This is a genomic window from Pseudomonas sp. R76 (assembly GCF_009834565.1).
Taxonomy (GTDB): domain Bacteria; phylum Pseudomonadota; class Gammaproteobacteria; order Pseudomonadales; family Pseudomonadaceae; genus Aquipseudomonas.
In genome coordinates, this window is record NZ_CP019428.1 from 1537146 (window position 1) to 1561877 (window position 24732).

The following is a 24732-nucleotide window of genomic DNA, read 5'->3' on the forward strand; positions in this document are numbered from 1 at the left end:
TATGCCAACTAGGAAACGACTAGGCTATTGTGCTTGCTCTAAATAATTCGAACAGCGAAATTGGACTTTCTCATGAATAAAGTGCTGATCGTGGATGATCATCCCGTCATTCGTCTTGCTGTGCGCATGCTCATGGAGCGTCATGGTTATGAAGTCGTTGCGGAGACTGATAACGGCGTCGATGCGTTGCAACTTGCACGCGAGCATGTGCCGGACATTGTTATATTGGATATCGGAATTCCCAAACTCGATGGCCTGGAGGTTATCTGCCGCCTGGCCTCCACCAAGCAGCCTGCGCCTGTTAAGGTGTTGGTGCTGACGTCCCAGGCGCCCGGGCATTTTTCCATGCGCTGCATGCAGGCGGGCGCGGCGGGCTACGTGTGCAAGCAGCAGGACCTGACTGAGTTGTTGAGCGCCATCAAGGCGGTGCTCTCCGGCTACAGCTATTTCCCCAACCAGGCGCTCAACTCCGTGCGCTCCACCATGGGTAACGCCAGTGAGGCGGACATGGTCGAACGCTTGTCGGGGCGCGAAATGATGGTGTTGCAGCAACTGGCGCGTGGCAAAACCAACAAAGAGATTGCTGACGGCATGTTCCTCAGCAACAAGACCGTGAGTACCTACAAGACGCGCCTGCTGCTCAAGCTCAATGCGCGTTCCCTCGTCGACCTGATTGAGCTGGCCCAACGCAACGGCCTGGTATAACGGCGGCGGGCGTCCCGCAGGAGCTCGTAGAACCGGCAAAAAAAAGCCTCCGTCAGGGAGGCTTCCGGTCGAAGGCGGCTCGATCAGAGATCGAAGTCGTAATCGGCCAGCTGTTTTTGCAAGCGTCGCTCTTCCAGAAGGTTATCGATAGTGCGACGTTTGCTCAAATTGGTCTTGGCCACCTCAGCAACAGGGGCTTCCCCATCGTCATCCGACTCAGCAACGAGGTCGTCTTCTACATCCAGTTGTTCTTTGCCAGTGCTCATAAGGTTAACTCCAGGCTAAGACTGCCGTTGGCGCTCCTTATAACGATAAACCACGACAGGGTAAAAAAGATTTTTTCAATCGACTGATCGAGAAAACCAATGAACCCTCAATCGTCGGACGTCTTGTCCTTGTATTCGCACAGGTCTTCGATGCGGCAACTGCCGCAGCGCGGTTTGCGGGCCTGGCAAACGTAGCGTCCGTGAAGGATCAGCCAGTGATGGGAGTCGAGCAAATACGGCTTGGGCACGAACTTCATCAGCTGCTTTTCCACTTCCACCACGTTCTTGCCGCGCGCGATGCCGGTTCGGTTGCTGACGCGAAAAATATGCGTGTCCACCGCCATGGTCAGTTGCCGGAACGCGGTATTGAGCACCACATTGGCGGTTTTACGCCCCACCCCTGGAAGCGCTTCCAGTGCCTCGCGGGTCTGTGGGACTTCGCCGCCATGCAACTCGACAAGCAGGCGGCAGGTCTCGATCACATTCCTGGCTTTGCTGTTGTACAGGCCGATGGTCTTGATGTATTCCGACAACCCTTCCACGCCCAGGGCATAGATGGCCTGCGGCGTATTGGCCACCGGATACAGTTTGGCCGTGGCCTTGTTGACGCCAACGTCCGTGGACTGGGCCGACAGGATCACCGCAATCAGCAATTCGAACGGCGACGAGTAGGCCAGCTCGGTTTTGGGTTCCGGATTGTCTTCGTGAAGCCTGCGGAAAATTTCCAGGCGTTTTGCGGCGTTCATGGGGCAGGCATTTCCTTACGGGCGGTCAGCGTGAGGGGCGACGTAGGGCCGAGCGTTGCAGGATAAACCATCGTCACCGTGCCCGGCAGCGCCGGTTGCGGCTCAAGCGCCGGTATGGGCATCGACTTGGCGCTGCGCTTCGTCCAGTTTGAGTTGTGCGGCTTTCAGTTCATCCGCGCTGACGTCCGACTGGCGTTGCAGCTTGCTGACATCGGCGCGGGCATAGGCCAGGGCGGTTTTCAACTGACGCAACTGGGCGTCGACGGGGCGTTTTTCCACGCGCTGCAAGACGGGCCGGGGCTGTTCGCTGATCGCCTCGGCATCATGCAGCCCCTGTTCGGCGTTGCACAGTGCGGCGCTCAGCGTTGCCAGTTGCTGCTCGTCGGCATTCAGGTCCTGAGCTTTTTTCAATTCGGCGCGGCGCATGGCCAGCTGGATTTTTGCGCGCTTGAGCTCAGGGTCTTTGGTGGTTGGAGGTGGCGGCGAGCTGTTCACTTCCAGTGCCGCAAGCGCCTGCTCCGCCGCTTCGAACTGCTGCTGCAGGGCAATCAACTGCGACTGCTGCTCAAAGGTTGGCGGGTGGCCGAACGCTTTCAGGGATTTGTGCAGTTGGGCGCGACTCATGGCGACCGTGATCTTGGCTTTCTTGACGGCAGCATCCCTGGCGGCCGCGGCGGAATCGGCCAGCACGGGCGCAATCGGCGCCGAGCGTTTGGCCCGCGCCAGGCGCTCAGCGAGCTTGTGCGCTTCTTCGCGCTGCAAGCGTGCGTTGCGCTGCTCATAACGCCGGCGTGCGCGGTCGCGCTTGAGGCCGCGTTCATGGCGCTGGCGATCGTTGGCCGCCAGGCCGCCCACAATTGGCAGCACGGTGGTCGCCGGGCGCATTTCGATGCAGTCGACAGGGCAGGGCGCGACGCACAGGTCGCAACCGGTGCACTCATCGATGATCACCGTGTGCATCAACTTGGCCGCGCCGACAATCGCATCCACCGGGCAGGCCTGGATGCACTTGGTGCAGCCGATGCACTCGGCCTCGCGGATATAGGCGACTTGGGCAGGAGCTTCACCCCGGCTGGTGTCCAGTTCCAGCACCGGCACGCGCAGCAACTGCGCAAGGCCCGCGATGGTTTCCTGCCCACCGGGCGGGCACTTGTTGATTGCCTCGCCCTGAGCGATGCCTTCGGCGTAAGGCTTGCAGCCCGGGTGCCCGCATTTGCCACATTGGGTCTGCGGCAGCAGCGCGTCGATACGTTGAATCAGGTTCATGGGGTGATCATTGGCGTGCCGGTTAAACAAACAGGGCCTGTCGCGGTAAGCAGGCTTGTTGTGGCGAGCGGGCTTGCCCCGCGTTGGGGCGCGCAGCGGCCCTAGACCAGGCGCCTCGTTCTACTTGTAAAAACGCGGTGGTCCTGATGGGGCTGCTTCGCAGCCCAACGCGGGGCAAGCCCGCTCGCCACAACGAGCCCGTCGACTACAACAGGCCAACTCACTTCAACAAGCCCGCGCCACTCAGCCAGACAGGCTTACTTGATCCGCTGACCCGGCTTGGCGCCGCTGTCAGGGCTCAACAGGTAGATCTCTTCGCCACCAGGGCCGGCGGCCATCACCATGCCTTCAGAGATGCCGAACTTCATTTTCCGTGGCTTGAGGTTGGCGATCATCATGGTCAGGCGGCCATCGAGCTTGGACGGGTCCGGGTAAGCGCTCTTGATGCCGGAGAACACGTTACGTTGCTCGCCGCCCAGGTCCAGGGTCAGGCGCAGCAGCTTGTCGGCACCTTCCACGGCTTCGGCTTTGACGATCAGCGCGACACGCAGGTCCACGGCAGCAAAGGCGTCGAAATCGATTTCCGCCGAAATCGGGTCCTTGTCCAGTTCGCCGTTGCCTGCCGGTGCTGCGTCGCCGGTGTCGGTCTGGCTGGCGACCAGGTCTTCTTTCGAAGCGTCGGTCATCGCCTGCACCTTGACCGGGTCGATACGGGTCATCAACGGCTTGAACTCGTTCAATTGATGGTTGCTGAGCAACGTGGCGTGGTCGTTCCAGGTCAGCGGCGCGACGTTGAGGAACGCCTCGGCGTCAGCGGCCAACAATGGCAGCACCGGCTTGAGGAAGATCACCAACTGGCGGAACAGGTTGACGCCCGTGGCGCAGATCGCCTGGACTTCAGCCTGCTTGCCTTCCTGCTTGTTCAGCGACCACGGTGCCTTGTCGGCGATCCAGGCGTTGGCACGGTCGGCCAGGCCCATGATCTCGCGCATGGCGCGGGCAAAGTCGCGGGCTTCATAGGCGTCGGCGATGCTTGGCGCAGCGGCCAGGAATGCTTCGGTCAGTTCCGGTGCGGCGTTTTCCGCTACCAGTACGCCGGCATTGCCCTTGTGGATAAACCCGGCGCAACGGCTGGCGATGTTGACGACTTTGCCGACCAGGTCCGAGTTGACCTTCTGTACGAAGTCTTCCAGGTTCAGGTCGAGGTCGTCGACGCCACGGCCCAGCTTGGAGGCGTAGTAGTAGCGCAGGTATTCCGGCGACAGATGGTCCAGGTAGGTGCGCGCCTTGATAAAGGTGCCACGGGACTTGGACATCTTCTGGCCGTTGACCGTCAGGTAGCCGTGTACCGCAATGCCGGTTGGCTTGCGGTAGCCCGAACCTTCGAGCATCGCCGGCCAGAACAGGGCGTGGAAGTTGACGATGTCCTTGCCGATGAAGTGGTACAGCTCGGCGGTGGAATCCTTGGCCCAGAACGCGTCGAAATCCAGCTCCGGCGTGCGGTCGCACAGGTTCTTGAAGCTGGCCATGTAGCCGATTGGCGCGTCCAGCCACACATAGAAATACTTGCCCGGCTCGTCCGGGATTTCAAAGCCGAAGTACGGCGCATCGCGGGAGATGTCCCACTGTTGCAGGCCGGCATCCAGCCATTCGGCGATCTTGTTGGCCACGGCGTCTTGCAGGGTGCCGCTGCGCGTCCAGGTTTGCAGCATCTGCTGGAAGTCCGGGAGCTTGAAGAAGAAGTGCTGGGAATCCTTGAGCACCGGAATGGCGCCAGAAATGGCCGAGCGCGGGTTCTTCAGGTCAGTCGGTGCGTAGGTGGCGCCGCACTTCTCGCAGTTGTCGCCGTACTGGTCCTCGGTGCCGCATTTCGGGCAGGTGCCCTTGATGAAGCGGTCGGCCAGGAACATTTTCTTTTCCGGGTCGAAATACTGCGTGATCGAGCGCGTGGCAATGTGCCCGGCGTCGCGCAAGCGCGTGTAGATCTGGCTCGACAGCTCACGGTTTTCGTCGGAGTGGGTCGAGTGGAAATTGTCGAAATCGACCAGGAACTCGGCAAAGTCGGCGCTGTGTTCAGCCTGCACATTGGCGATCAGTTGTTCCGGGGTAATCCCTTCCTTTTCGGCGCGCAACATGATGGCCGAACCGTGGGCGTCGTCCGCGCAGACATAAATGCATTGATTGCCGCGATGCTTCTGAAAGCGCACCCACATATCGGTCTGGATGTACTCAAGCATATGGCCAAGATGGATAGAACCATTGGCATAGGGCAGGGCGCTGGTGACGAGGATCTTGCGTGGCTCGGACATGGGGCTCGGCTACTTGATGAAACGGAGGTCGGCCACTATAAAGCGCCGGGAAATTTATTTCACCCCGTGAGGCTGTTTCAAGCACCTCCCAACCTTCGAAAGCATGCCGCTGGGCGGCTGGAACGGTTAGGATAGCCGCCTGTTTCAGTCAGTCTTTTTTCGGGAGTAGCCCATGAGCGCCGTCAATCGCGCAGCGGTGGAAGCCGTTCTTCGCCAATACACCGACCCCTATTTGAACCAGGACCCGGTCAGTGCCGGCTGTGTACGCGCCATCGAGGTCCAGGGCGACACGGTGTCGGTCCAGCTGGAGCTGGGTTATGCCGCCGGTCTGTTCAAGAGCGGTTGGGCGCAGATGCTGCAAATGGCTATCGAGGGTCTCGACGGCGTGGGTTCGGCCAAGGTCGACATCCAGTGCGTGATCGCCGCGCACAAGGCCCAGGCGCAAATCCCTGGCCTGGCCAACGTCAAGAACGTCGTGGCCGTGGCGTCGGGCAAAGGCGGCGTGGGTAAATCCACCACAGCGGCCAACCTGGCGCTGGCGCTGGCCCGTGAAGGTGCGCGCGTGGGGATTCTCGACGCCGACATTTATGGCCCAAGCCAAGGTGTGATGTTCGGCATCGCCGAAGGCACGCGGCCGAAGGTCAAGGACCAGAAGTGGTTCGTGCCCATTGAGTCGATGGGCGTGGAAGTCATGTCCATGGCCTTCCTCACCGATGACAACACGCCGATGGTCTGGCGCGGGCCGATGGTCTCGGGCGCCTTGCTGCAACTGGTCACCCAGACCGCCTGGGGCGACCTGGATTACCTGGTGATCGACATGCCGCCAGGCACTGGCGATATCCAACTGACCCTGGCGCAGAAAGTCCCGGTGGCCGGTTCGGTGATCGTGACCACACCGCAGGACCTGGCGCTGCTCGACGCGCGAAAAGGCGTGGAGATGTTCCGCAAGGTCAACATCCCGGTGCTGGGCGTGGTGGAAAACATGGCGGTACACATCTGCTCCAACTGCGGGCATGCCGAGCACCTGTTCGGTGAAGGCGGCGGTGCGAAGCTGGCCACCCAATACGGCGTTGAAGTGCTGGCCTCGTTGCCACTGGCGATGGAGATTCGTGAGCAGGCAGACGGCGGCAAACCCACCGTGGCCGCCGAGCCCGATGGGCAGATCGCTCTGATTTACCAGGAGCTGGCCCGTCATGTTGGGGCGCGTATCGTCCTTCAAGAAGCGGCTGCGCCGGCAATGCCGACGATTACGGTCAGCGACGACTGATCCGCCTGAAGGAAAACAAGCCTCGACTGGGTCGGGGCTTTTTCTTGCCTGCGAATAGGTCACCAAGGTGTAACTGCGCATTTACACAATTGCGCGTGTAAGCATTCGCTTACTTTTCCGTAAGTGTTTGGGTTTTTTGCCGGGGCGGGACGTCTCGAATTGACGAGAGTATTTTCTATCTTGTTGAAATATAACAATTATTTATATTTGTTTGAGCGTTCAAGTCTGTCAGCCCGCCGGTTGGATCCCGTTGAACTTACGTTGGAAGTCTCTAAGATCAGCCCTGTGTCCACGGATTGACACAGCCATCAAGGAACGATGGTTGAAGGAACGTCGCAGGATGCGATTCATCAGGACGATGAAAAGGAATACAGGGACTAGGGAAAAAATGTGGGCGGGTCATACCGCCCCTTTTTTTGCCTGCAGAAAAGTGAAACCCGCCACACAGAAACGCAAAAAGGCCCGCAAGGGGCCTTTTTTATTGGGCGGCGGCGCTGTTAGCGCTCCAGGTCTGCAAGCTTGCCTTTCTTGCCATCCCACTGCGCTGCATCCGGCATCGGATCTTTACGCTCAGTGATATTCGGCCAGATTTCCGCCAGCTCGACGTTCAACTGAATGAATTCCTGCATCTCTGCCGGGACTTCGTCCTCGGAGAAAATTGCGACGGCCGGGCACTCTGGTTCACACAGGGCGCAGTCGATGCACTCATCCGGGTGGATAACCAGGAAGTTCGGGCCTTCGTAGAAGCAGTCCACCGGACACACTTCGACGCAGTCGGTGTACTTGCACTTGATGCAGTTGTCGGTAACGACGAAGGTCATTTCTAATTTTCTCCTCAGGCGGCGGCAGCGAAACCCTTTGTGGCAGGGCTCGCGAGGTTCGGGAGCGATAGTCTGCAGGCCAGGCTAAAAGCCTGCAGCATCCCAAACCGCGCGAGAGTCTACCAGCTTGCAAGCGTCTGCGTTATATCCGAACTTGCAGTGCATATAACATTTCTAGCGCTTTTCGCGGCGTCAACCCGTCCAGATCAAGTTTGGCCAGCTCATCCAGCACCGGATGCGGCAGGCTGGCGAACATGTCGCTCTGGTGCGGCGCGGCAGGTTTGCTGCTGGCTTTGGCCGGGCTGGCCACGGGAATGTCGTGGGGCAGCGCGGTTTCTTCCAGGCGGCTCAGATGCTCGCGGGCACGGGTGATGACCTCACTCGGCACACCCGCCAGCTGCGCCACGGCCAGGCCGTAACTCTGGCTGGCCGGCCCCGGCAGCACGTGGTGCAGGAACACAATGCGCTCGTTGTGCTCGGTGGCATTGAGGTGCACGTTGGCCACCAGCGGCTCGCTTTCCGGCAGTACGGTCAGCTCGAAATAGTGCGTGGCGAACAGCGTATAGGCACGCAAATGCGCCAAACGCTCGGCCGCCGCCCATGCCAGCGACAAACCGTCGAAGGTGCTGGTGCCGCGACCGACTTCGTCCATCAGCACCAGGCTGCGCTCGGTGGCGTTGTGCAGGATGTTGGCGGTTTCGCTCATTTCCACCATAAAGGTCGAACGGCCACCGGCCAGGTCATCGCTGGAACCGATCCGCGTGAAAATGCGGTCCACCAGCGACAACTCGCAACTGGCCGCCGGCACAAAGCTGCCGATATGCGCCAGCAACACGATCAAGGCGGTCTGGCGCATGTAGGTGGATTTACCGCCCATGTTCGGACCGGTGATCACCAGCATGCGGGTGTCGTCATCCAGCGACAGGTCGTTGGCGACGAACGGCGTGGTCAACACCTGCTCCACCACCGGGTGACGGCCTTGCACGATGCGCATGCACGGCTCGCTGACAAACCGCGGGCAGTTCAAATCAAGGTTCAGCGCGCGCTCGGCGAGGTTGCTCAACACATCCAGTTCCGCCAGGGCAGCGGCGGTGTCCTGCAACGGCGCCAGGCGGCTGATCAAATCTTCGAGCAACGCTTCATAAAGCATTTTCTCGCGCGCCAGAGCGCGGCTCTTGGCCGACAGCGCCTTGTCTTCAAACTCTTTCAGCTCCGGCGTGATGAAACGCTCGGCACCTTTAAGGGTTTGACGACGCTGATAGTCGATCGGCGCCGACTCGGCCTGCTTGCTCGGCAACTCAATAAAGTAGCCGTGCACGCGGTTGTAACCGACCTTCAAGTTGGCCAGGCCGGTGCGGGCCTTTTCGCGGGCTTCCAGATCAATCAGGAACTGCCCGGCGTTTTCGCTCAGCGACTGCAGCTCATCCAGCTCGGTGTCGTAACCGGTTTTCAGCACGCCGCCGTCACGGATGATCGCCGGCGGGTTGTCGATAATGGCTTTTTCCAGCAGCGCCGCGAGGTCCGGGTAAGTACCGGCGGTCACGGCCAACTGTTGCAGGTGCGGCGTGTCGAGATGGGCCATCGCCGCTTGCAATTGCGGCAGCGCACCCAAGGCATCGCGCAGGCGCGCCAGGTCACGCGGCCGCGCATTGCGCAGGCCGATGCGCGCCAGGATGCGCTCGATATCGCCGATTTCTTTCAACTGCGGCTGCAGCGTTTCAAAGCGATAGCCATCCAGCAGGCAGGTAATAGAGGTCTGGCGCGCTTGCAGCACGGTCAAGTCGCGCAGCGGGCGGTTCAGCCAGCGGGTCAGCAAGCGGCTGCCCATGGCGGTCTGGCAACGGTCGACCACCGATTGCAGCGTGTTATCGCGGCCACCGGCCAGGTTAGTGTCCAACTCCAGGTTGCGACGGCTGGCGCCATCGAGCACCACGGTGTCGTCCAGGCGCTCATGGCGCAGGCTGCGCAAATGCGGCAGGGCGGTGCGCTGGGTTTCCTTGGCATAGCCGAGCAAACAACCGGCGGCGCCGATGGCCAGGGTCAGGTTTTCGCAACCGAAACCTTTAAGGTCTTGCACCGAGAATTGCTGGCACAGACTTTTCAGCGCCGAATCACGCTCAAAATCCCACGGCGCACGACGCTTGGTCCCACGACGCTTTTCCGCCGGCAAATCCTTCGGCCAATCATCCGGAATCAACAACTCCACCGGGTTAATGCGCTCCAGCTCCGCCAGCAGGTTTTCCCAGCCCTTGATCTCCAGCACGCTGAAATTGCCGCTGGTGATATCCAGCACCGACAGGCCGAACAAACGCTCATCGCCCAACACCGCCGCGATCAGGTTGTCACGACGCTCATCCAGCAACGCCTCATCACTCACCGTACCCGGCGTAATAATGCGCACCACCTGACGTTCAACTGGGCCCTTGCTGGTCGCCGGGTCGCCGATCTGCTCACAAATCACCACCGACTCGCCCAGCTTCACCAGCTTGACCAGGTAGCCTTCCAACGAATGGTAAGGAATCCCACACATCGGAATCGACTGCCCCGCCGACTGCCCGCGCGCGGTCAAAGTGATGTCCAGCAACTTGGCGGCCTTCTTCGCGTCTTCATAGAAGATCTCGTAGAAGTCGCCCATGCGATAGAACATCAACTGATCAGGGTGCTGGTTTTTCAGACGCCAGTACTGCTGCATCATTGGAGTGTGGCTTGAAAGGTCTGTCATACGGGGCTTTCGGCTCTACCTGTCTATTTGACAATTCACATCTGTCTAATACTACAGGGATTTTTTGGGCATTGTTGGCGGCAGGCCTACGTTGATTTTGCGCAGGCGCAGATAACGTTGCGTCATCTTGGCGTCGGTGTGACCACCGAGCTTCTGTGCGTCGTTGCCCTGGTCGTCGGTGTCGGAAAGCGATTTGGCGCGTAGGTCATGGAGGCTTGCATCCTCGACGCCGGCCTTCTTGCAACTGATCGCAAACGCATCTTTAACCGAGCTGTAGTGCACAGGCTTTCCGCCGCGCGGCGAGCAGAACAACGTGAGCCCGCGGATCTTCCGTGGAAGCGCCTTTGCACGGGCGACCAGGTCTTCCAGGTCTGGCGTCATCTGCACCAGCAGCCTCGCGTTTGTTTTCTCCTGTTTGAAGGCGATGCCCTCGGGGCTTATGTCGGCCAACCGGATGGCCAGCACGTCACCGATGCGCTGCCCGGTCAGGTAGCACATCTCATAGATCACTCGCATGTTGTCGCTTGAGTTGGCGCAGATCGCTTGGAACTCGCCGTGCGTTATGTACCTGTCGCGCTTGTGCTCCAGGTGCCGCCGCACGCCGATGCACGGATTCGAATCGACAATCTGTTGCTCCAGGGCGTAAGTAAACACCGCCCGCAGTACCGAGATCACCCGGTTCGACATGTTCGGCGTGTCCGCCATGTGCAGCTTTAGCGCAACGACGTGACGCTGCAGCACCTCGCGCGGCTCGAAGTCGGCGAAGTTTTCCTTCAATCGCTCGGCCGCCGCCTCGTATTGCTTGAGCGTGTTCGGCTTCAGCGCCGGCTTCGTCCTGGTGCGCATGTGCTCGAGCGCGTCGTCGATTAGCTTGGGCATTCCACCAAGGCTACGTTTGTCCAGCAGCATGGCGTACTCAGCAAGTGACGCCTGAAACTCTGTGCCGAGGCGCAACCACTTGCCCTTGCGGACCAAGTAATAGGCGCCGTGCTTTTGGTACATGCACGCCGGCAGGTGCCGGTCCTTCTTGCGCGGTCGCATCTATCTCACCTCAGCACAGCCGCAACTCCGGCCCCTTCCTTGATTGAATACCACCTAACCGCCCGATGACAACTTGGCGCAGCACCTTTGGGTGCCCATCACCACCTACCGCGAACCCGTATCGTTCGGCGGTCAGCCACTTTATCTGTGCCCCTGGCTTTTTGTATCCGGTCAGCTCGGCAACTTCCTCTGCTGTCAAAAACATACCTACCTCCCGCAGACCCTGCTGGGCCGCGCTCTCTTGATCAATTTAATTTGGTGTCCTTGCCGCGCTTGGCGGCAGAAGGTGGGTTATCTGATTTGCTTGGCGAGCAGCTCGGTGGCGAAGACCAAGGCGCTACCCGCCCTTTTCGCCGAGACCTCTCCGCCGGTGATCGCCTTACTCAGGCAGTCGGTGACGAGTTCCAGCGCGGATATCAGCTCTTCGGTATTGGCGGATGACTCACGGCCCATATCCCAGAACGTCTGCGCCCAGTGGCCTGCTGGCGGCTGGCACCGGTTTTGGGCTCCAAAGGCCAGGGTTCCGACAATTGAGTCGCAAAGGTCGCGCTTGTAAGCGTTGTCGCCGTCGATGCTCAGGCCGCTCCGGCGCAGCGCGCTGACAACCTCATTTCTATCCAGGCCCTGGTCTTCCAGGATGATGTCTCGCTCCGGCTCGCCCGCGGTGACAATGATCAACGCCAGCTTGGCGCCTGGCAGGCAGTACTCGCTGAGTTTGACCAGGGCGTCGTTGGCTGCTTCGTGGAATCGCTGAACTGCTGACATAGGAATACCTCGCCCGCCGCTCACCGGCAGGCATGTAGGGGGATTGGGGTTAAATGAGTTCGGCGGGGACGCTGCAGGTCTTGCCGATGGCTTCAGCCAGTACGGCGCGGCACACCGCAATCGCTCGTGTCTCGCCGTGAACGCGCCGGAACGGATCTCGTTTTGTGTCGGCCACCCAGTTGGCGTGGTGTCCTGGCTCAACCCATACGGCGTACTTGCCGATCAGGCGATCGCACTGGGCCTCGGTGATTGGTGGCGCACAGAAGGCAAGTTGCAGTTGGCCAGCCGCCGGCGGCACGGGGCCTTCGATTGATTCGATTGCCCAGCCGAGCGCTGGGCCGGCCAGCTCTTCGGTCCGGACGCTGACCATCCTATTCATGGCCTCGGCCCCTTGTAGATGAAGACGTAGGCGAACCAGAGGGTGGCGATCATGGCGTCACCCGCTTGAACTCGACCACCCAGACCCACGGGTTGGCGTTCCACGACTCGGCGCCGTTGATCCCCACCCACAGTTCGCGCCAGGCGTCGAAAGGGTCAGTCCAGCTGCCTGGACCTGGATCGGACTTGAAGGGGTGAAACGCATAATCGCCATCGCCCTGATGGATTCGGTTGATGCCTTCGGCGATGTAGCGGCTTTCGAAGGCCGTCTCACCTTCGCCGTCCTGCAACCGCTCAACGCGCACGTCGGTGATCTCCAGCAGAATGCGGCTGGCCCAGCGGGGCATATGGATAGATGGCTTCCAGATTGGCTGATCAGCTTCGTACGGGGTCAGCCCGTCGGCGGCGTAGACCAGTGTCCCGTCATCGATTGCTTCGCTGACGTTCAGGTCATCCGGCTTGAGGTAGGGCCCGCGCATTACTTCAAAGTGATCGCAGTACCAGGTCTCGCGCACCCACAGCCGGTCGCCGGGCTTGCCGTAGGGGCAGAAGTGATTCTCTGGCAGGGCGACGTATTCAGGCGTGAAGTCGGCGAGGAAGTTTAGGCCGGAGCCTTTCACAGCACGGCGCGTGACCGTCTTCCGGCCCTCCAGGATGGCGCGCACCATCGGCGCCGAGAACAGGATCGGCCGTTCCTTTATTTCAGACATGACTTCGTCCTTGCCGCTATAGCGGCTGACTTTGAAGGGGGAGGAGTTACAGACTAGACTTTGCACCTCACTTCTTGAGGGCTGGGCCATGTCCGTCGAAAGGGTGTTTCATCTTGAGCAGGCATTGCTGGCAGTGCTTCAGCAGGCCGAACAGCAGGGCGTCGATATCGACCGGCTTTACAAGCTGGCGATTGGTGGCCTTATCGGCAATACCTCGTGGCGCTGGGTCACTGCTGACCACGTAGCTGGTGCCTCCGATGAACTGGAAAGCGCTATGAGGGTTTTGCGCGATCGCCCGAACCAGGGTTAGGCGGGGCGCTTGGTGCCGGGATAGATTGCCATGGAAGAAACGCTGCCTTGACGAGCATCTTCATTTCAGAGAAGTCGCTACGGTTCGCCCACAGGATCGCAGCTGCGAAAACGAAGGGCGCGATAGGCAGCATCACCAAGCAGAAGATCCGAGCGGCAAGGCGATACTTGATCATCCAAGGCCGAATACCTTTCGGGTTAAAGGTCGGGATATTCATTGTCCTGCGCCCGCTGGCGCTGTGAGTGATGCGATACGCTCCTGAGCATCAGCGCATGTTTCTTCACTGGTATGACAGATGCCGTCATGCGGGCAGTGCGCGTTCCTGCTGTTATTGGTCCGCTGGGCATCCTGCGACAGCATCGTGTCAATGTCTTTGGTCAGAAGAGTCCATTGATTCTCGCCAATTGCGCCGCGCGCCAGTCGCAACAACCCTTCCATGGTATCCGCCAGCTCATCCGCTGCGGCCAGGCGCTGTTGCAAGGCGTCACGCTCACGGATCGCCTGAGCGTGCTTGCCGCGCCAGTGCAGCACGGCGTCCAGTTCTTCAACTGTTTGAATTACCTTGATCATACTCAAAACCTCAATTGTCTGTGCCGGTGTAGGTGCGCCATGGCACCTTCACGCCGTTGACCAGAAAGCCCCAGTCACCACGCCACTTGCTGGTGATGAAGAGGGTGTAGACGCCGCCGGGCGAGACTTCATCGATTCGGTGGTACTCCCCGTGCCGCAGGCTCGCGGTATCGCCAGGCTCTCGCCAGTAATTAATGTCGGGGTGTCCTCCGGACTCCCATGTATGCCGGCGCTGCTCTTTGTAGAAGCCGCGCAGGATGACGGTGCGGGCGTTCCAAGGGTGGTCGTGCAGGTCCTGGTCTTGGTCGTGCCGCATGATGTGGTGGATGCGGAACGACCACGGGCACCACCACAGCGCAGGTTTGTGCGTTTCGCGGGAGTAGGGGTTGAACAGCCACCAGCGGCCCATGTACATCTCGGAGCCGTCGGCGGACATGATGTGCAGGTAAGGGGTGCGCTGGGCGCGGGCGATTAGCCAGGCGGCAACCGCCGGACGCGCAAGCAGCTTGGCAACCAGGCGCCAGAACAGGTTGATCACGGGGAGTCCTTACCGGGCCATGCCCGGGCGGTGGAGTGGGGGGAGTTACTTCTTCTGGAAAGTTTTCGTCAGTCCAGCGTTGATGCTGTTGCCGCGCTTCAGCACGACGCGGGCGAGTGCTGCCCGGTCCGTGTGGCTGTGACTGGCCTGGCTGAGCAGGCCGAAGTAGCTATTGGCGGTCTCACGGATATCCTCAGCCGGCGCCTCAGCGGTGCGCTTCAGCGCCTGGCCGAGGGAACGCTTGCGGGTGGTTCGCCGCCACGGCTTGATGACGTGGCCGACGAAGTCGACGCCGCGATCCACGGGCTGCAAGATTGTCTTCGTGGGGTTCAGCTTCGCGCCGAGCCTGGGCAGGAACGCTTCGACCTCGGCCAGCCACTGGTTGAGCTGCTGCGGCGACTCATGCAGGAACACGAAGTCATCGACGTACCGGATGTAGTGCTTGGCACGTAGCTGGTGCTTGGCGAACTGGTCCAGGGCGTCGAGGTAGACGTTGGCGAAGAACTGCGAAGACAGGTTGCCGATCGGCAGGCCAAGTCGCGCGGGTTGCGCAACCAGCCGCTTGTGCTGCGGCACCCGGTTGAACAGGTGCGCCGGGCTGCGGGTCTCGTAATCCTCGCGCGGGTCGTGCATGAGGATCTGCGTGGCCAGGGCCAGCCACCAGGGTTCGATGATCTTGACCTCCAGTTGCTTGCGCAGCACCGCCTTGTCGATGGCGACGAAGAAGTTGGCCAGGTCGCACTTGAGGTAGAAGACCGGCTTCGACCAGTTCTCGCTGGCGCTGCGGATCTTCGATTCAAGGCGGGTCGCGGCGTACAGCGTGCCGCGCCCTGGAATGCATGCGCAACTATCCGCTATGAAGCTGGCGTAGAAGCGCGGTGCCACATGGTTGTACATGAGGTGGTGGACGACGCGGTCCCGAAAAGCTGCGGCCCAAACCTCGCGGGCTTTCGGACGGGTGACCACGAAACAAATGGATCGGCCTGGCCGGTAAGTGCCGGCAATCAGGTCGTCGTGCAGCTCCAGCAAGTTGATCTCCATGTCTTTCTCGAACAGCCGAGCGCTTGCGGAATTCCGCTTGTTGCGTCGGCAGTCGTAGTAAGCCTGGACAAGATCCTCGAACTGGAAGGGAGCAACACTTAAATCTGCGGACAGGGCGCGCGAGCCGCTCGTTGTTCTTGTCGTTGTTGTTGAGCCAGCCATCTTCAAAGTCCATGTTGTAGGCGTTGTTGGCGGAGCGCTGCGACCTGTCGAGCTATCTACATCGCCAAACCGAAGGCAGTGCCGATCAGCTTGGAAACTGCGCGAGACCTACGCGGACGCTTTAGACCGGCGGTTTCTGTTGTGCGCATGGCGGTGACCCAGAGGTCAGCGGCTCGACCAGATTTGGCGCACAGGCAAGAGGGCCTTGACCCTCAAGCAGCGGGCGCGGTTGCGGATTTCTTCCAGGCGTTCGCCTGGCGGCCAACTGAGGCCGTCATCATCATCGCCTTGGCGTGTTGTCCCTTGCTGATCAACCCTCGGTTCGTGAGGGCGCGCAGCAAGTAGTTCAGCATCCAGATGCTTTCCAACAGGAGGTTGATGTGCGGTAGCTTCTCCCGGGTCATATTGGCCCGACCGATCAGCACCAGGACCTGCAAGCATTCGTCCCGGATCTTTGCCCCGACAACCTGTTTCAGGTCGCGCGGGATATTGCGCACCAGGTCGAGCGAAAGCCCGAGCAATTCCTCGGCTACCTTGTGGATTTCCAAATCCGTATGCAGCGCCATCCCTGGCCTCCCTGAAAAGCGAGGGTGCTATCGCACCCATGAATGAAGAATTGAATGATCAAATAAACTTTCTGCGGACAGGGCGCGCGAGCCGCTCGTTGACCTTGCCGTCGTAGTAGAGCCAGCCAACTCCAAAGTCCATGCCGTAGGCGCCGTTGGCGGAGCGCTGCGAACTGGTCCAGTGGTAAGCCTGGGTGAACACCTCTGGTACGGTGATTTCAAGGAAGGACGCCTCACGACGCGCCATCAGGTAGAAGTCCTTGTGCCCGTCGCGCTCGAATGCGGCGCAAAACTGAGCGGCGGGGTGGTCATGCTCCCTATTGGTACTTGTCAGGTACGCGGTGTTCGCCTGTCCATCCCATGGGGATTTGGCGCCTTCGAGCTCCTGGCCGTAGCCACCCCACTCAAGGGTGGACTCAGCATCTGCGCCCGTCGGCACGATCAGGTAGTAGGGCTTGTCGCCCCCAGGAAACAGGCCGCCGTTGATTCCACCTTCGCCGGGCCAGCACTCGCCGACGGCGGGGATGCTGCTTGCCGCAATGGCTGGGGCGGAGGCGATGGCCAGGGTTGCCAGTTTCAGCACCACCCCTTCGTCCGGGCTGCTGATAGTCAGATCGCCACGGGTGTACGTGGTCAGTTCATTGGCGCGCATGAGATGCTCCTGTGAGCGAGATAAGTTGCAGGTAGCCGGCGCTTCCCGACGAGCTTCTGGTCTGAGCGCCGTCCTGGCGCTCCCGGGAATCACCTGCGAAAAACGATTGAAGGAATGAATTACTGAATAGGGAGGCTGCGGACAGGGCGCGCGAGCCGCTCGGTGAGCTTGGCGTCGTGGTAGAGCCAGCCATCTACAAAGTCCATGGTGTAGGCGGTGTTGGCGGAGCGCTGCGTACTCAGCCAGTGCCACCGGTCTTCGCGCAGTTCCAACAGGCCATCAGCCTTGGCCGCCATCACTAATTGACCTTCCAGGCATGACGGGATGAAGCCATCCATCTCCAGGGCCTTGATGGCGATCACGCTGCCGGCCTCGGCCATGGCGCGGGTGTTGGCTTCGCCATCGCTGTAGCTGCCGGCACCTTTGATCTCGACGCCATACTCACCCCACGGGCCGCTGAGCTCGTCAGCCAGGAGGATCAGGGCACGCTCGACGCCGTTGAGCCAGTAGCGGGTAACGAACACGCCACCGGCCAGAGGTTGGCCGCGCTCGGGGAGTTCGGCGGCGAGTACTGTTTGCTGTGCTTGCTTGGTCATGGGGTTACTCCGGGTAAGCGCCGCCCTCCGATTACCGGATGCAGCGAGTAGGGTGGGTTGTCAGTCGTTCTCGCCGTCGTCTTCGGCGTTCATTTGGATCGATTCGGCAAAGCCTGTTTGCCGTAATTTGCGCGCCACGTTTTCGGTTATCTCATAACCGTGGCGCTTAATTTCGAAGAGTGGCGCTGACTTCTCGGCACCCAGCGAGTGGGCATGCGCGATCAGGCGCCAGATGGTCGCCCGATCCTTCGTCTCGCCCAGTTCGGCGGAGAGCGCCGCCAACCGGTCACGCATGGCCTGCCGGAAGTAGTGTCGGATGATGTCGGACGGCCCTTTGACTTTCGGCGGCGCCGGCGGCATATCCTCGGCCCGTCCATTCAGCACCAGCAGTTGCACCGCTTCGCTGACTTCCTCTATCTCATGCCAGCGCATCAACTCGCCGAGCATCTGCCGGGTGCCGTGCGGGACTGTGTGCCGCAATTCCTGCTCGCCCAGTTCCTGCCGTTTCTCGGCAAGTTTGGCTGTGCGCTCTTTCTGTTCGGCAGCCATGGCCTACCTCTTCTATTCCGCTGGCCGGCAGTGCGAGCCAGGTTTGACGTTTACGTTGCTGGGTGCGGGCTATGCGGCGCATGAAGTGCTGCCCTGGCGCGCTTTCGGGTAGTCGATGCCGTGGGCGGCGATGATCCGCTCGAAGGCCTTGTTGCCGATTGCCAGCTTCCCGCAGCACTGGCGCCGGGAAATACCGAGTTCCTTGAAGGCCTTGATGCGCTCAGCGAACTTCGCATCGCGTTCCTCATCGACCGCGTTGTGCACCAAGTTCCTGGCGCCGCCTCTGGTGGGCGCTTTGAACGTGATGTCGTACCGCTCGGCGTGGTTGTAGATGAGTCGCCGGCTGACACCAAGGGCTGCCGCTACCTCGGTCTGGGTATGCGTGACACCCAGCTGGCGTATCTGCTCAGTCAGCTTGATTCTGGCCTGGGTGCGAATATCGTTTTTGTCGAGAGGCAGGGGGTCCGCCTCAACCCGCCGCCGAACAAACGGCTTCGGCGCCGGCGGCATCTGGTTACTGTAGGTGATGGGCTTGGGCTTGTAGTTGTAAGCCGGGGCCTGTTCGATCTCGCCGCCGGCTGCCACGAACTCGGCGACCTGAGCCGCCAGTTCGTCCGATGCTGGCCGTAGTGCCTCGACCAGGCTTAGGTGGTTGCTGATCATGCTGCCTTACTCCTGAGCGCTGCCTCGTACCCGTCGACCAGCAGTTTGAATTCCCACAGGTCTTCTTCAAGGCTTTCGATGTAGTCGTCGTCGCGCTGGAATTCTTTCCACCAGAGCTGGCGGCCCACCGGCTTCAACAGCGGGCAGTACATCCCGATGTGCCACCACTTCCGGTCGGTGATCCACATACAACCCTGCACCTGGTCGATGACTTCGCTGGCGTCGTTGTCGATGTGGAAGGACCTGAGCTTGTCAGGCGCCAGGAAGCACTTATATTCGGAGCCACCGTCGTCGCCGATGAATCCATCTGCGCTGGCGCCAAACACGCCATCATCTGTTTTGACCAATCCGACCTGTGTAACGATGAGGCCGGTTTGGATTTCGTGCTCCATTCGCGCTTCGGGTTCCAGTTCGTGGCCCCGGCGCATCTGCCAAGTCTCGAAACCGCCGTCCAGCGGCACGCCGCCGATGCGTTCGACGGCCAACTCAAAGGCGTAGGAGAGCGCGGCGTTTGAGGGTTCACCAACCTTCTCGCCGTCCAGTGCGCGCAACACAACTTCAGCCCTTGGCGCGGCTTTGTAGCCGGCCAATTCTCGCGAGCGGGCCTCGCTATATCCGTTCAGCATCGCATTCACATAGGTTTGCTGCTGCGAGGTCAGTCCGTTCACCTTGGATCGGGCCGTGCTGAACATGCTTGCGGTGATGACGCCGGCGCGGGCCTGCAGCCACTCGGCTGAGCCCTGAGTGCAATTCACGATGATCATTGAGGTGCCTCCAGCTTGGCTTTGTGGACGGTGACCGCAGTCTTCACTGTGGAATACCCGTTGGTGTCACCTGACGCCTGCAGGACTTTCAGGCTTGCCTGCCAAACGTCCTTCAGCTCATCCGGTGTAGTGGTCTGCCCGACACGCTCCAGGATGTCCGCGACGACCTGGGCGCGCATATCCTCCGTTTCTGAACCGTCCGAAGACTGCCCGTCGTCGTCGCGACTCTCGCCGGTCGTGATGTTCAGCAGTGCACACATCACGTACCGTTTGCCGTAGGTAGTCGATGATCCGACGGCCTGTACATCGTTACGGCCTTTGCCGATATCGATCGGTAGGCTCATGGTCGTTTGCTCTCGGTGACCACCCCGATGCATCAAGATTCCAGTGACGCTGATCGCCTTTTCAGCGTTTTCCACCTTGAAGGTAATGGCGAATCCGTGCTGCTGCATGATCGGTTTCAGGGTGTGGGTGATGTGGTCGAGCGTGGCGTAGGAGTTTCCTGTGTGCAGGTTTACCGCGCCCTCGAAAACCGTGGGGATGTTGCACTGCATTTCGGCCATCGCAGCGTTGAAAGCTTGCTCAGCCTCCTTGGCCTGCATGCGCTCATGCATGGCCAGAAGACGCTCCATCTTTTCGATGTCGCAGGTTGGATCGGCGGCAGCACGGCTGATGACGGCCATGATGCTGTTGTCCGTGGAGATCGGTGCCATAGCCTGGCGCCGCTGTTCGGGAACGATGATTTGGCCGCTCATGCTGGCTACCTCAGAAGTGGATGGTGATGTTTGGGACTTCGCGGCGTGCGATCTTCAGGACAATGGCCTTGGCCAGTTCCTCGGTGATGTTCATCGACATCAGCGCCTCTTTGGCGGCGCCCATGATCTTCACCTTGTGAGCCTGGTCCGCTTCGCGGGCCTTCTGCTGGCGCTGCGCTTCTTCAGCCTCCGCCGCCTGCCGGGCAATCTCCGCCAGTCGCGCCTGTGCTACAGCTTCTTCCTGGCGGCGCACCGCGGCGATGCGTTCTTGCTCGGCGCGCTGCTCAGCGGCGATTCGGCTGGTTTCGGCCTGTGCCGCTGCTGCGCGGGACTGTTCGGCCTGTAATTCCAGCTGCAGGCGCTGGCGTTCGGCGGCTGCCTCGGCGCCCAGTGCCGCCTGTGCAGCGGCGCGCTGAGTGGCAGCGGCCTTGTCCAGCAGTTCCTGCTCACGTCGTGCGGCAGCTTCGCGCTCGGCCTGGGCCTGCTGTTCGGCTTGGAGCCGGGCTTGCTCAGCGGCAACTCGTGCAATCTCTGCATCTCGGTCACGCTGGGCCTGTGCTTCAGCTTCGGCGCGCAACCGGACTAGTTCGGTCTGCTCCGCTTCGTACTGGGTGCGCTCGGCGTGCAGGGTGCGCAGCTTCGCCAGGGTCTGGTCTTTCACCTGGGCGGCTTCGGCCAGGAACTCTTCCCAAGCATCGTTGATTTCAATGGCTTCGAGGTCGGCGATCAACTGGGTAACTATGGACGCCGAAGGTGTTTCGCCGAACAGCGCCATACCCTTGATCTGCTGGATGCCTTCGTTGTGCTTGGCAACCCGCGCATCTTCGGCCGCCTGCCAATCATCCAGCGGCTGCCGCACCTCCTTCTGCCATGACTCCAGCGTGTCCCATACACGCTTGCGTTCGGCGTCGATCAGCTTCGGGATCTCCTTTTGCTTTGCGGAAATCTCTTTGCCTACCGCTTCAAGTGCGTTTTTCGATTTTGCGATCTGGTGCGCCATCGATGCATAAGCTTTGCGGCCTTTGTCCGTTTTCAGGTCGGGAAGCACTTTTTTGAATTCGTCTACCTTCGCGCGGACCTGCTGAAGCCACGGGTCAAGTCCCTTAACGGTGCTGAATACGGTTAACGCTGTTTCTTTCGGCGGTACGACTGCCAGTTCGGTTTCTGCGGACATGAGGAATCCTTGCCGCGATGCTCGCAGCGATTGAAGGTGTTGGTTATTGGGTGATTCGATCAGCGAGGGCGCTGAGCAGCATCAGGAAGGTGCAGAGGGAGAGGGCAGAGAAAGAGCCGCGCCAGATGAGCAGGCGCCGGGTGCGCTGGCGGGTGGTCATTGCTGCGCCTCTCTAATCTTCGCAGCAGCCCTCACTATGGCCCTGCATATGGCAGACTCGGAACGACCACCAACCACGTCCTCACAAGCTTGACCATCGTCGTGATAAGCCTGAACCCATCCAGTCTGAAAGCCGCGCTCAGTCACCACGTTCATGTCGATGCTTATTCCCAAGCGCGCCTGAAGAACAAAAGCGTGGCCGGTATTGAAATCGAGAGGGCTAAAGCAGCCAGACGAAAAGGTATGGCTGCTCAAGCACACGTAACCATTCTTGTCTGGGTAATGGCCGTTGCAACGAAGGCCAGCAGCTTCGGCGGCCAAATAGAGCATTTCACGGTCATCCATGACGAACCCTCACCGCGATACGCCCGCCCTTGATCGCAGCAGCAAGTTTTGGCGGTAGTGCCGACACAGGCAGGTCTCGCGGCAGGCCGGCGCCGAGGATTGTCAGGCTGCGTTCGATCTCGGCGATCTGTTCGTCGATCAGTGATTTAACCGGTGCAGTGGTCATGCTGCCTCCTTGCGCGAGACCTTATTGAGGCGTGCGCAGTAGTGGTCGAATTCTTTGAGGGTTAGCGACCGATCAACGAGGAACTGAGTGATCATCCGCTGAACAATTACCGCCTCTTCCTGAGTGCTTGCTGCGTGCTTGAGGCTTTCTAGCGCGTCGTCGATAAGGATGTGAGCGCTCATAGGTCACCATCCACGTCGTCTTCGAGCTCTTCCCGTTCTGCTGCAACCGCGTCGGAGGCGTAGGGCCTGAGCAAGTCCATAGCGATCCGTTCCGCGGCTTCGATGGGGCGCTGTTCGCCCATCAGTTCCGCGGCGTGGCCGCGTGAGTCCGCTTGGCTGCCAAGGATTGAGGACAGGAACAGCCGAGCAAGTGAGTCTCGCTCGTCCAGGCCGTCGATTTGGCGCTGGTTCAGGTGGCCTTGAAGGTACGTGCAGTAACGATCAAACGTCACCACTTGCGGCTGGCCGTGGCGGCGCTTCCACTTGATGTCCATGCCGCACACCAACTGCTCGGCCGAGTGTTCCAGCCACTCCTGTTCCGCGCTCGCCTCGCTGACCTCTGGCGGCAACTGAGCGTCGTAACGCTCCTGGCATATCTTCAATGCTGCGTTCATGGTCGCCTCCAGGGTGGCGTTACTCGGTGGGCCGGGTCAGATCGTTGATCGACTTGATAACGTTCAGAATGTGTTGCGCCTGAACTTCCATGGTCTGATCGGACTTGTTTTGTTGGCAGGTCGAGTCAGAGTCAGCCTGCTGCCAGTAAATCTGCCCAAGGGAGAAAGACCGGCGCAAAGCGCTTTCGACCATTGCAACGATTTCAGCGGTCCAGGCCGTATCCCGCTGCTGCAATGCGGCGCCATAATCGAGGCGGCTTACAAGCTCGACATGAACGTCATCAATGCTTGTCACGAGGTTGCGCTGTAGCGCTTCACACTCCGGCATGTCATAGACCATATCGATATCGCCAAGCTCTCGATTATCAAAGATCCCCCCAAGCACAAGAGTCGCCAGGGTTTTAACTTCACTCAGCTTCTCGCTGCACTTGATCCAATCGCTCATGGCGACCTCCAGTGTTTGGGGTTAGGCGTCTGCGGCAATGTCCGAGAGGATTTGAGCTTTGCGCTTCTCGAAGCGAGCGCTCCAGGTTGGCCTGCCATCTACGCGCCAGATGGTGGCGCCGCGCTTGCGGAGCTTCCGGGCCCGAGCTGGAGAAATTCGATTCCCCCATCCCCTGGTGCGGTAAATGTCCTCCCAGTACTCGACGGTCTCGCGCTTGTCGTACTTGTAATAACGGCTGCTCGGCTTGTTCTCGGACAGCCAAGCCTCTACCAGCGACCTCGCGACAGTGGCTGCACTGAACACGTAGCAACTCTCCAGTGACTCGCGGGTGCCAATGCCGACATGAACCGTGGGGACACCAGGGTCGCCGCCGGAATCCCAGACCTGGCCTTTGCACTCCAGAGTCGAGCCGTCAGAAAGATTGATGCTGAAAGAGCGACCCGCAAACGCATCACGGGTACCTGGCACAATCTTCATGAAGTCGAAGAAGCCATCGTGGCTCGAAACAAGCAGGTTGCCGGTGCGCTCGTATACACGGCGTGGCATTTCATCCAGCAGCAGGAACATCTGCCCCTGCTTGGTTTTGATCACATCCAAAATCTTTGGCATTTCGGGAGCTCCATTCGTTGGTTCACCTGTATTCGTCAACACTCATGCCTCCCGCTGGTTGCCGATGGGCGCGGGGGAGGAGTGCTGACGTAATAGAGGTGGGGAAGGGTAGGTGCCGGTCTTTCCCGGCTGTCATGGCGCTGGTCGTCCTACTCGGCGTCCTGCTCAAGCCAAGCAATCTTCGGCGCCTCTTTGCGAAGCGCGAAGTACTCGACTTGAACCTTGGCGCTGTTGATCATCTTGCCGCCGAGATTGGCGAGTTCGGCCGCTTCGGCCGGCTTCAGCTCGCCGGCCTGCAATTGGCGGAAAACGTCGGCCAAGTTCTTGCGTAATTCTTCAGCGTTCTTCATCTTGACTACCTTTAATGAGCCGCCGGAGCAGCATGTGAGCTCGTTTTGCTTCAATTAATATTTTCGGGATATTCGATTTGTTCAGACTTGGCGAGTACTGCCTGATGTGAGCGATGACTACAGGGTCAGGCAGGGAGTCCCTGTAGTTTTTCGCCTTCTGCTGAACAAGCGCTCTGTTCCGTTTTCGGCTCTCCCTTTGCTGCTCGGCAAGCCTTTCCTTGTTGGTGGCCCGATATTGCTTTCTATCCCTCTTAGGCGCTGGCTTGCTCGGAGAGTCAGGCTTAAGCCGATACCTCTCTTTATACTCAGCAAGCTTTCCTGGATTTTTAGCGCGCCATTCCGCAGCAATATCGTTTTTCGATTTGCGATATTCGGGATCGGACATTCTTTGTTTGCGCTGGGCGGCCTCGACCAAATTGCAGCACGTTCTGCACGAAGATCTCAGGCGAGATCCGTTCTTCCGGTAGTCTGACGCTAGCTTAGGAAGGCGGCATATTGAGCAAATCCTTGTCTCGATTTTCAATTGATTGCTCTCCACTCAATTCAACAATGCCGCCTCATAGAAGCGGCATCAGTAAATCTGTGGGTGCTTCATCTCCACCACGCGCATCGCCCGATTCATATCTCTAGTCGGCGTCACACATTTCGTGGACGGTGTTCTTCGCCGACCGGCTTGCGTGGTTTCGCGTACTCACATCTGATGAGC

General features: G+C 60.0%; 33 protein-coding genes. 3 read left to right on the forward strand and 30 right to left on the reverse strand.

What is annotated here, in order from left to right; genetic code table 11:
• Positions 1–72 precede the first annotated feature (72 nt).
• Positions 73–705: a response regulator transcription factor gene (locus PspR76_RS06740; protein ID WP_053254650.1), complete on the forward strand. Its 633-nt coding sequence runs from the start codon at positions 73–75 to the stop codon at positions 703–705.
• Positions 706–788: 83 nt separating this feature from the next.
• Here the strand turns inward: PspR76_RS06740 and PspR76_RS06745 are convergent, their stop codons facing one another.
• The 4 genes from PspR76_RS06745 to metG form a co-directional block, all read right to left on the reverse strand.
• Complete coding sequence (locus PspR76_RS06745) at positions 789–971, reverse strand: PA3496 family putative envelope integrity protein (RefSeq protein WP_124526113.1); 183 nt, start codon at positions 969–971, stop codon at positions 789–791.
• Positions 972–1078: 107 nt separating this feature from the next.
• Positions 1079–1717: an endonuclease III gene (gene nth / locus PspR76_RS06750; protein WP_159954500.1), complete on the reverse strand. Its 639-nt coding sequence runs from the start codon at positions 1715–1717 to the stop codon at positions 1079–1081.
• A 102-nt stretch (positions 1718–1819) separates the two neighbouring features.
• Positions 1820–2983 carry an electron transport complex subunit RsxB gene (gene rsxB, locus PspR76_RS06755; RefSeq protein WP_159954501.1) on the reverse strand — a complete coding sequence of 388 codons (1164 nt, stop codon included), beginning with the start codon at positions 2981–2983 and terminating at the stop codon, positions 1820–1822.
• Between the two features lie 257 nt (positions 2984–3240).
• The gene (gene metG, locus PspR76_RS06760) at positions 3241–5292 is read right to left on the reverse strand and encodes a methionine--tRNA ligase (protein ID WP_159954502.1); all 2052 of its coding nucleotides are present in this window, start codon (positions 5290–5292) and stop codon (positions 3241–3243) included.
• Between the two features lie 172 nt (positions 5293–5464).
• Between metG and apbC the strand changes: the two genes are divergently transcribed.
• Positions 5465–6559 (forward strand): iron-sulfur cluster carrier protein ApbC, encoded by a 1095-nt coding sequence (apbC, locus tag PspR76_RS06765; protein WP_159954503.1) that lies wholly within the window; start codon positions 5465–5467, stop codon positions 6557–6559.
• Positions 6560–7056: 497 nt separating this feature from the next.
• Here the strand turns inward: apbC and fdxA are convergent, their stop codons facing one another.
• The 7 genes from fdxA to PspR76_RS06800 form a co-directional block, all read right to left on the reverse strand.
• Complete coding sequence (fdxA, locus tag PspR76_RS06770; RefSeq protein ID WP_159954504.1) at positions 7057–7380, reverse strand: ferredoxin FdxA; 324 nt, start codon at positions 7378–7380, stop codon at positions 7057–7059.
• Positions 7381–7522: 142 nt separating this feature from the next.
• On the reverse strand, positions 7523–10102 hold the full coding sequence (gene mutS / locus PspR76_RS06775; RefSeq protein WP_159954505.1) for a DNA mismatch repair protein MutS: 2580 nt from the start codon (positions 10100–10102) through the stop codon (positions 7523–7525).
• Between the two features lie 51 nt (positions 10103–10153).
• A complete protein-coding gene (locus PspR76_RS06780; protein ID WP_159954506.1) occupies positions 10154–11143 on the reverse strand; it encodes a tyrosine-type recombinase/integrase in 990 nt (329 codons plus the stop codon).
• A 10-nt stretch (positions 11144–11153) separates the two neighbouring features.
• Entirely contained in the window at positions 11154–11348 is a 195-nt protein-coding gene (locus PspR76_RS06785) for a DUF4224 domain-containing protein (RefSeq protein WP_159954507.1), read from the reverse strand.
• An 86-nt stretch (positions 11349–11434) separates the two neighbouring features.
• Positions 11435–11908 (reverse strand): hypothetical protein, encoded by a 474-nt coding sequence (locus tag PspR76_RS06790; RefSeq protein WP_159954508.1) that lies wholly within the window; start codon positions 11906–11908, stop codon positions 11435–11437.
• Positions 11909–11957: 49 nt separating this feature from the next.
• The gene (locus PspR76_RS06795) at positions 11958–12287 is read right to left on the reverse strand and encodes a hypothetical protein (RefSeq protein ID WP_159954509.1); all 330 of its coding nucleotides are present in this window, start codon (positions 12285–12287) and stop codon (positions 11958–11960) included.
• Between the two features lie 49 nt (positions 12288–12336).
• A complete protein-coding gene (locus PspR76_RS06800; protein ID WP_159954510.1) occupies positions 12337–12996 on the reverse strand; it encodes a hypothetical protein in 660 nt (219 codons plus the stop codon).
• An 88-nt stretch (positions 12997–13084) separates the two neighbouring features.
• Between PspR76_RS06800 and PspR76_RS06805 the strand changes: the two genes are divergently transcribed.
• Positions 13085–13306 (forward strand): hypothetical protein, encoded by a 222-nt coding sequence (locus tag PspR76_RS06805; protein ID WP_159954511.1) that lies wholly within the window; start codon positions 13085–13087, stop codon positions 13304–13306.
• A 213-nt stretch (positions 13307–13519) separates the two neighbouring features.
• Here the strand turns inward: PspR76_RS06805 and PspR76_RS06810 are convergent, their stop codons facing one another.
• The 19 genes from PspR76_RS06810 to PspR76_RS06895 form a co-directional block, all read right to left on the reverse strand.
• Entirely contained in the window at positions 13520–13876 is a 357-nt protein-coding gene (locus PspR76_RS06810; RefSeq protein ID WP_159954512.1) for a hypothetical protein, read from the reverse strand.
• Positions 13877–13886: 10 nt separating this feature from the next.
• Positions 13887–14414, reverse strand: a complete 528-nt coding sequence (locus PspR76_RS06815; RefSeq protein WP_159954513.1) for a hypothetical protein — start codon at positions 14412–14414, stop codon at positions 13887–13889.
• Between the two features lie 45 nt (positions 14415–14459).
• Positions 14460–15617: an RNA-directed DNA polymerase gene (locus PspR76_RS06820; protein ID WP_174245593.1), complete on the reverse strand. Its 1158-nt coding sequence runs from the start codon at positions 15615–15617 to the stop codon at positions 14460–14462.
• A 212-nt stretch (positions 15618–15829) separates the two neighbouring features.
• The gene (locus PspR76_RS06825) at positions 15830–16183 is read right to left on the reverse strand and encodes a four helix bundle protein (protein WP_034134182.1); all 354 of its coding nucleotides are present in this window, start codon (positions 16181–16183) and stop codon (positions 15830–15832) included.
• Between the two features lie 58 nt (positions 16184–16241).
• Positions 16242–16835: a DUF1566 domain-containing protein gene (locus PspR76_RS06830; protein WP_159954514.1), complete on the reverse strand. Its 594-nt coding sequence runs from the start codon at positions 16833–16835 to the stop codon at positions 16242–16244.
• A 119-nt stretch (positions 16836–16954) separates the two neighbouring features.
• On the reverse strand, positions 16955–17431 hold the full coding sequence (locus PspR76_RS06835) for a hypothetical protein (protein ID WP_159954515.1): 477 nt from the start codon (positions 17429–17431) through the stop codon (positions 16955–16957).
• A 60-nt stretch (positions 17432–17491) separates the two neighbouring features.
• On the reverse strand, positions 17492–17980 hold the full coding sequence (locus PspR76_RS06840) for a hypothetical protein (protein WP_159954516.1): 489 nt from the start codon (positions 17978–17980) through the stop codon (positions 17492–17494).
• A 69-nt stretch (positions 17981–18049) separates the two neighbouring features.
• Positions 18050–18643: a hypothetical protein gene (locus tag PspR76_RS06845; protein ID WP_159954517.1), complete on the reverse strand. Its 594-nt coding sequence runs from the start codon at positions 18641–18643 to the stop codon at positions 18050–18052.
• Complete coding sequence (locus PspR76_RS06850; protein WP_159954518.1) at positions 18640–19407, reverse strand: lambda exonuclease family protein; 768 nt, start codon at positions 19405–19407, stop codon at positions 18640–18642. Before PspR76_RS06850 ends, PspR76_RS06845 begins: the two co-directional genes overlap by 4 nt.
• Complete coding sequence (locus PspR76_RS06855; protein ID WP_159954519.1) at positions 19404–20162, reverse strand: ERF family protein; 759 nt, start codon at positions 20160–20162, stop codon at positions 19404–19406. The genes PspR76_RS06850 and PspR76_RS06855 overlap by 4 nt, the downstream gene beginning before the upstream one ends.
• A gap of 10 nt (positions 20163–20172) precedes the next feature.
• On the reverse strand, positions 20173–21336 hold the full coding sequence (locus PspR76_RS06860; protein WP_159954520.1) for a hypothetical protein: 1164 nt from the start codon (positions 21334–21336) through the stop codon (positions 20173–20175).
• Between the two features lie 156 nt (positions 21337–21492).
• Positions 21493–21840, reverse strand: coding sequence for a hypothetical protein (locus PspR76_RS06865; RefSeq protein WP_139372324.1), 348 nt, complete (start codon positions 21838–21840; stop codon positions 21493–21495).
• On the reverse strand, positions 21833–22006 hold the full coding sequence (locus PspR76_RS31010; RefSeq protein WP_174245594.1) for a hypothetical protein: 174 nt from the start codon (positions 22004–22006) through the stop codon (positions 21833–21835). Before PspR76_RS31010 ends, PspR76_RS06865 begins: the two co-directional genes overlap by 8 nt.
• Entirely contained in the window at positions 22003–22188 is a 186-nt protein-coding gene (locus tag PspR76_RS06870; RefSeq protein WP_159954521.1) for a hypothetical protein, read from the reverse strand. Before PspR76_RS06870 ends, PspR76_RS31010 begins: the two co-directional genes overlap by 4 nt.
• Entirely contained in the window at positions 22185–22622 is a 438-nt protein-coding gene (locus tag PspR76_RS06875; RefSeq protein ID WP_159954522.1) for a hypothetical protein, read from the reverse strand. The genes PspR76_RS06870 and PspR76_RS06875 overlap by 4 nt, the downstream gene beginning before the upstream one ends.
• A 19-nt stretch (positions 22623–22641) precedes the next feature.
• Positions 22642–23067 carry a hypothetical protein gene (locus tag PspR76_RS06880; RefSeq protein WP_159954523.1) on the reverse strand — a complete coding sequence of 142 codons (426 nt, stop codon included), beginning with the start codon at positions 23065–23067 and terminating at the stop codon, positions 22642–22644.
• A gap of 21 nt (positions 23068–23088) precedes the next feature.
• Positions 23089–23676: a hypothetical protein gene (locus PspR76_RS06885; RefSeq protein ID WP_159954524.1), complete on the reverse strand. Its 588-nt coding sequence runs from the start codon at positions 23674–23676 to the stop codon at positions 23089–23091.
• A 149-nt stretch (positions 23677–23825) separates the two neighbouring features.
• The gene (locus tag PspR76_RS06890; protein ID WP_159954525.1) at positions 23826–24026 is read right to left on the reverse strand and encodes a hypothetical protein; all 201 of its coding nucleotides are present in this window, start codon (positions 24024–24026) and stop codon (positions 23826–23828) included.
• Positions 24013–24411 (reverse strand): hypothetical protein, encoded by a 399-nt coding sequence (locus PspR76_RS06895; RefSeq protein ID WP_159954526.1) that lies wholly within the window; start codon positions 24409–24411, stop codon positions 24013–24015. The genes PspR76_RS06890 and PspR76_RS06895 overlap by 14 nt, the downstream gene beginning before the upstream one ends.
• Between the last annotated feature and the right edge of the window lie 321 nt (positions 24412–24732).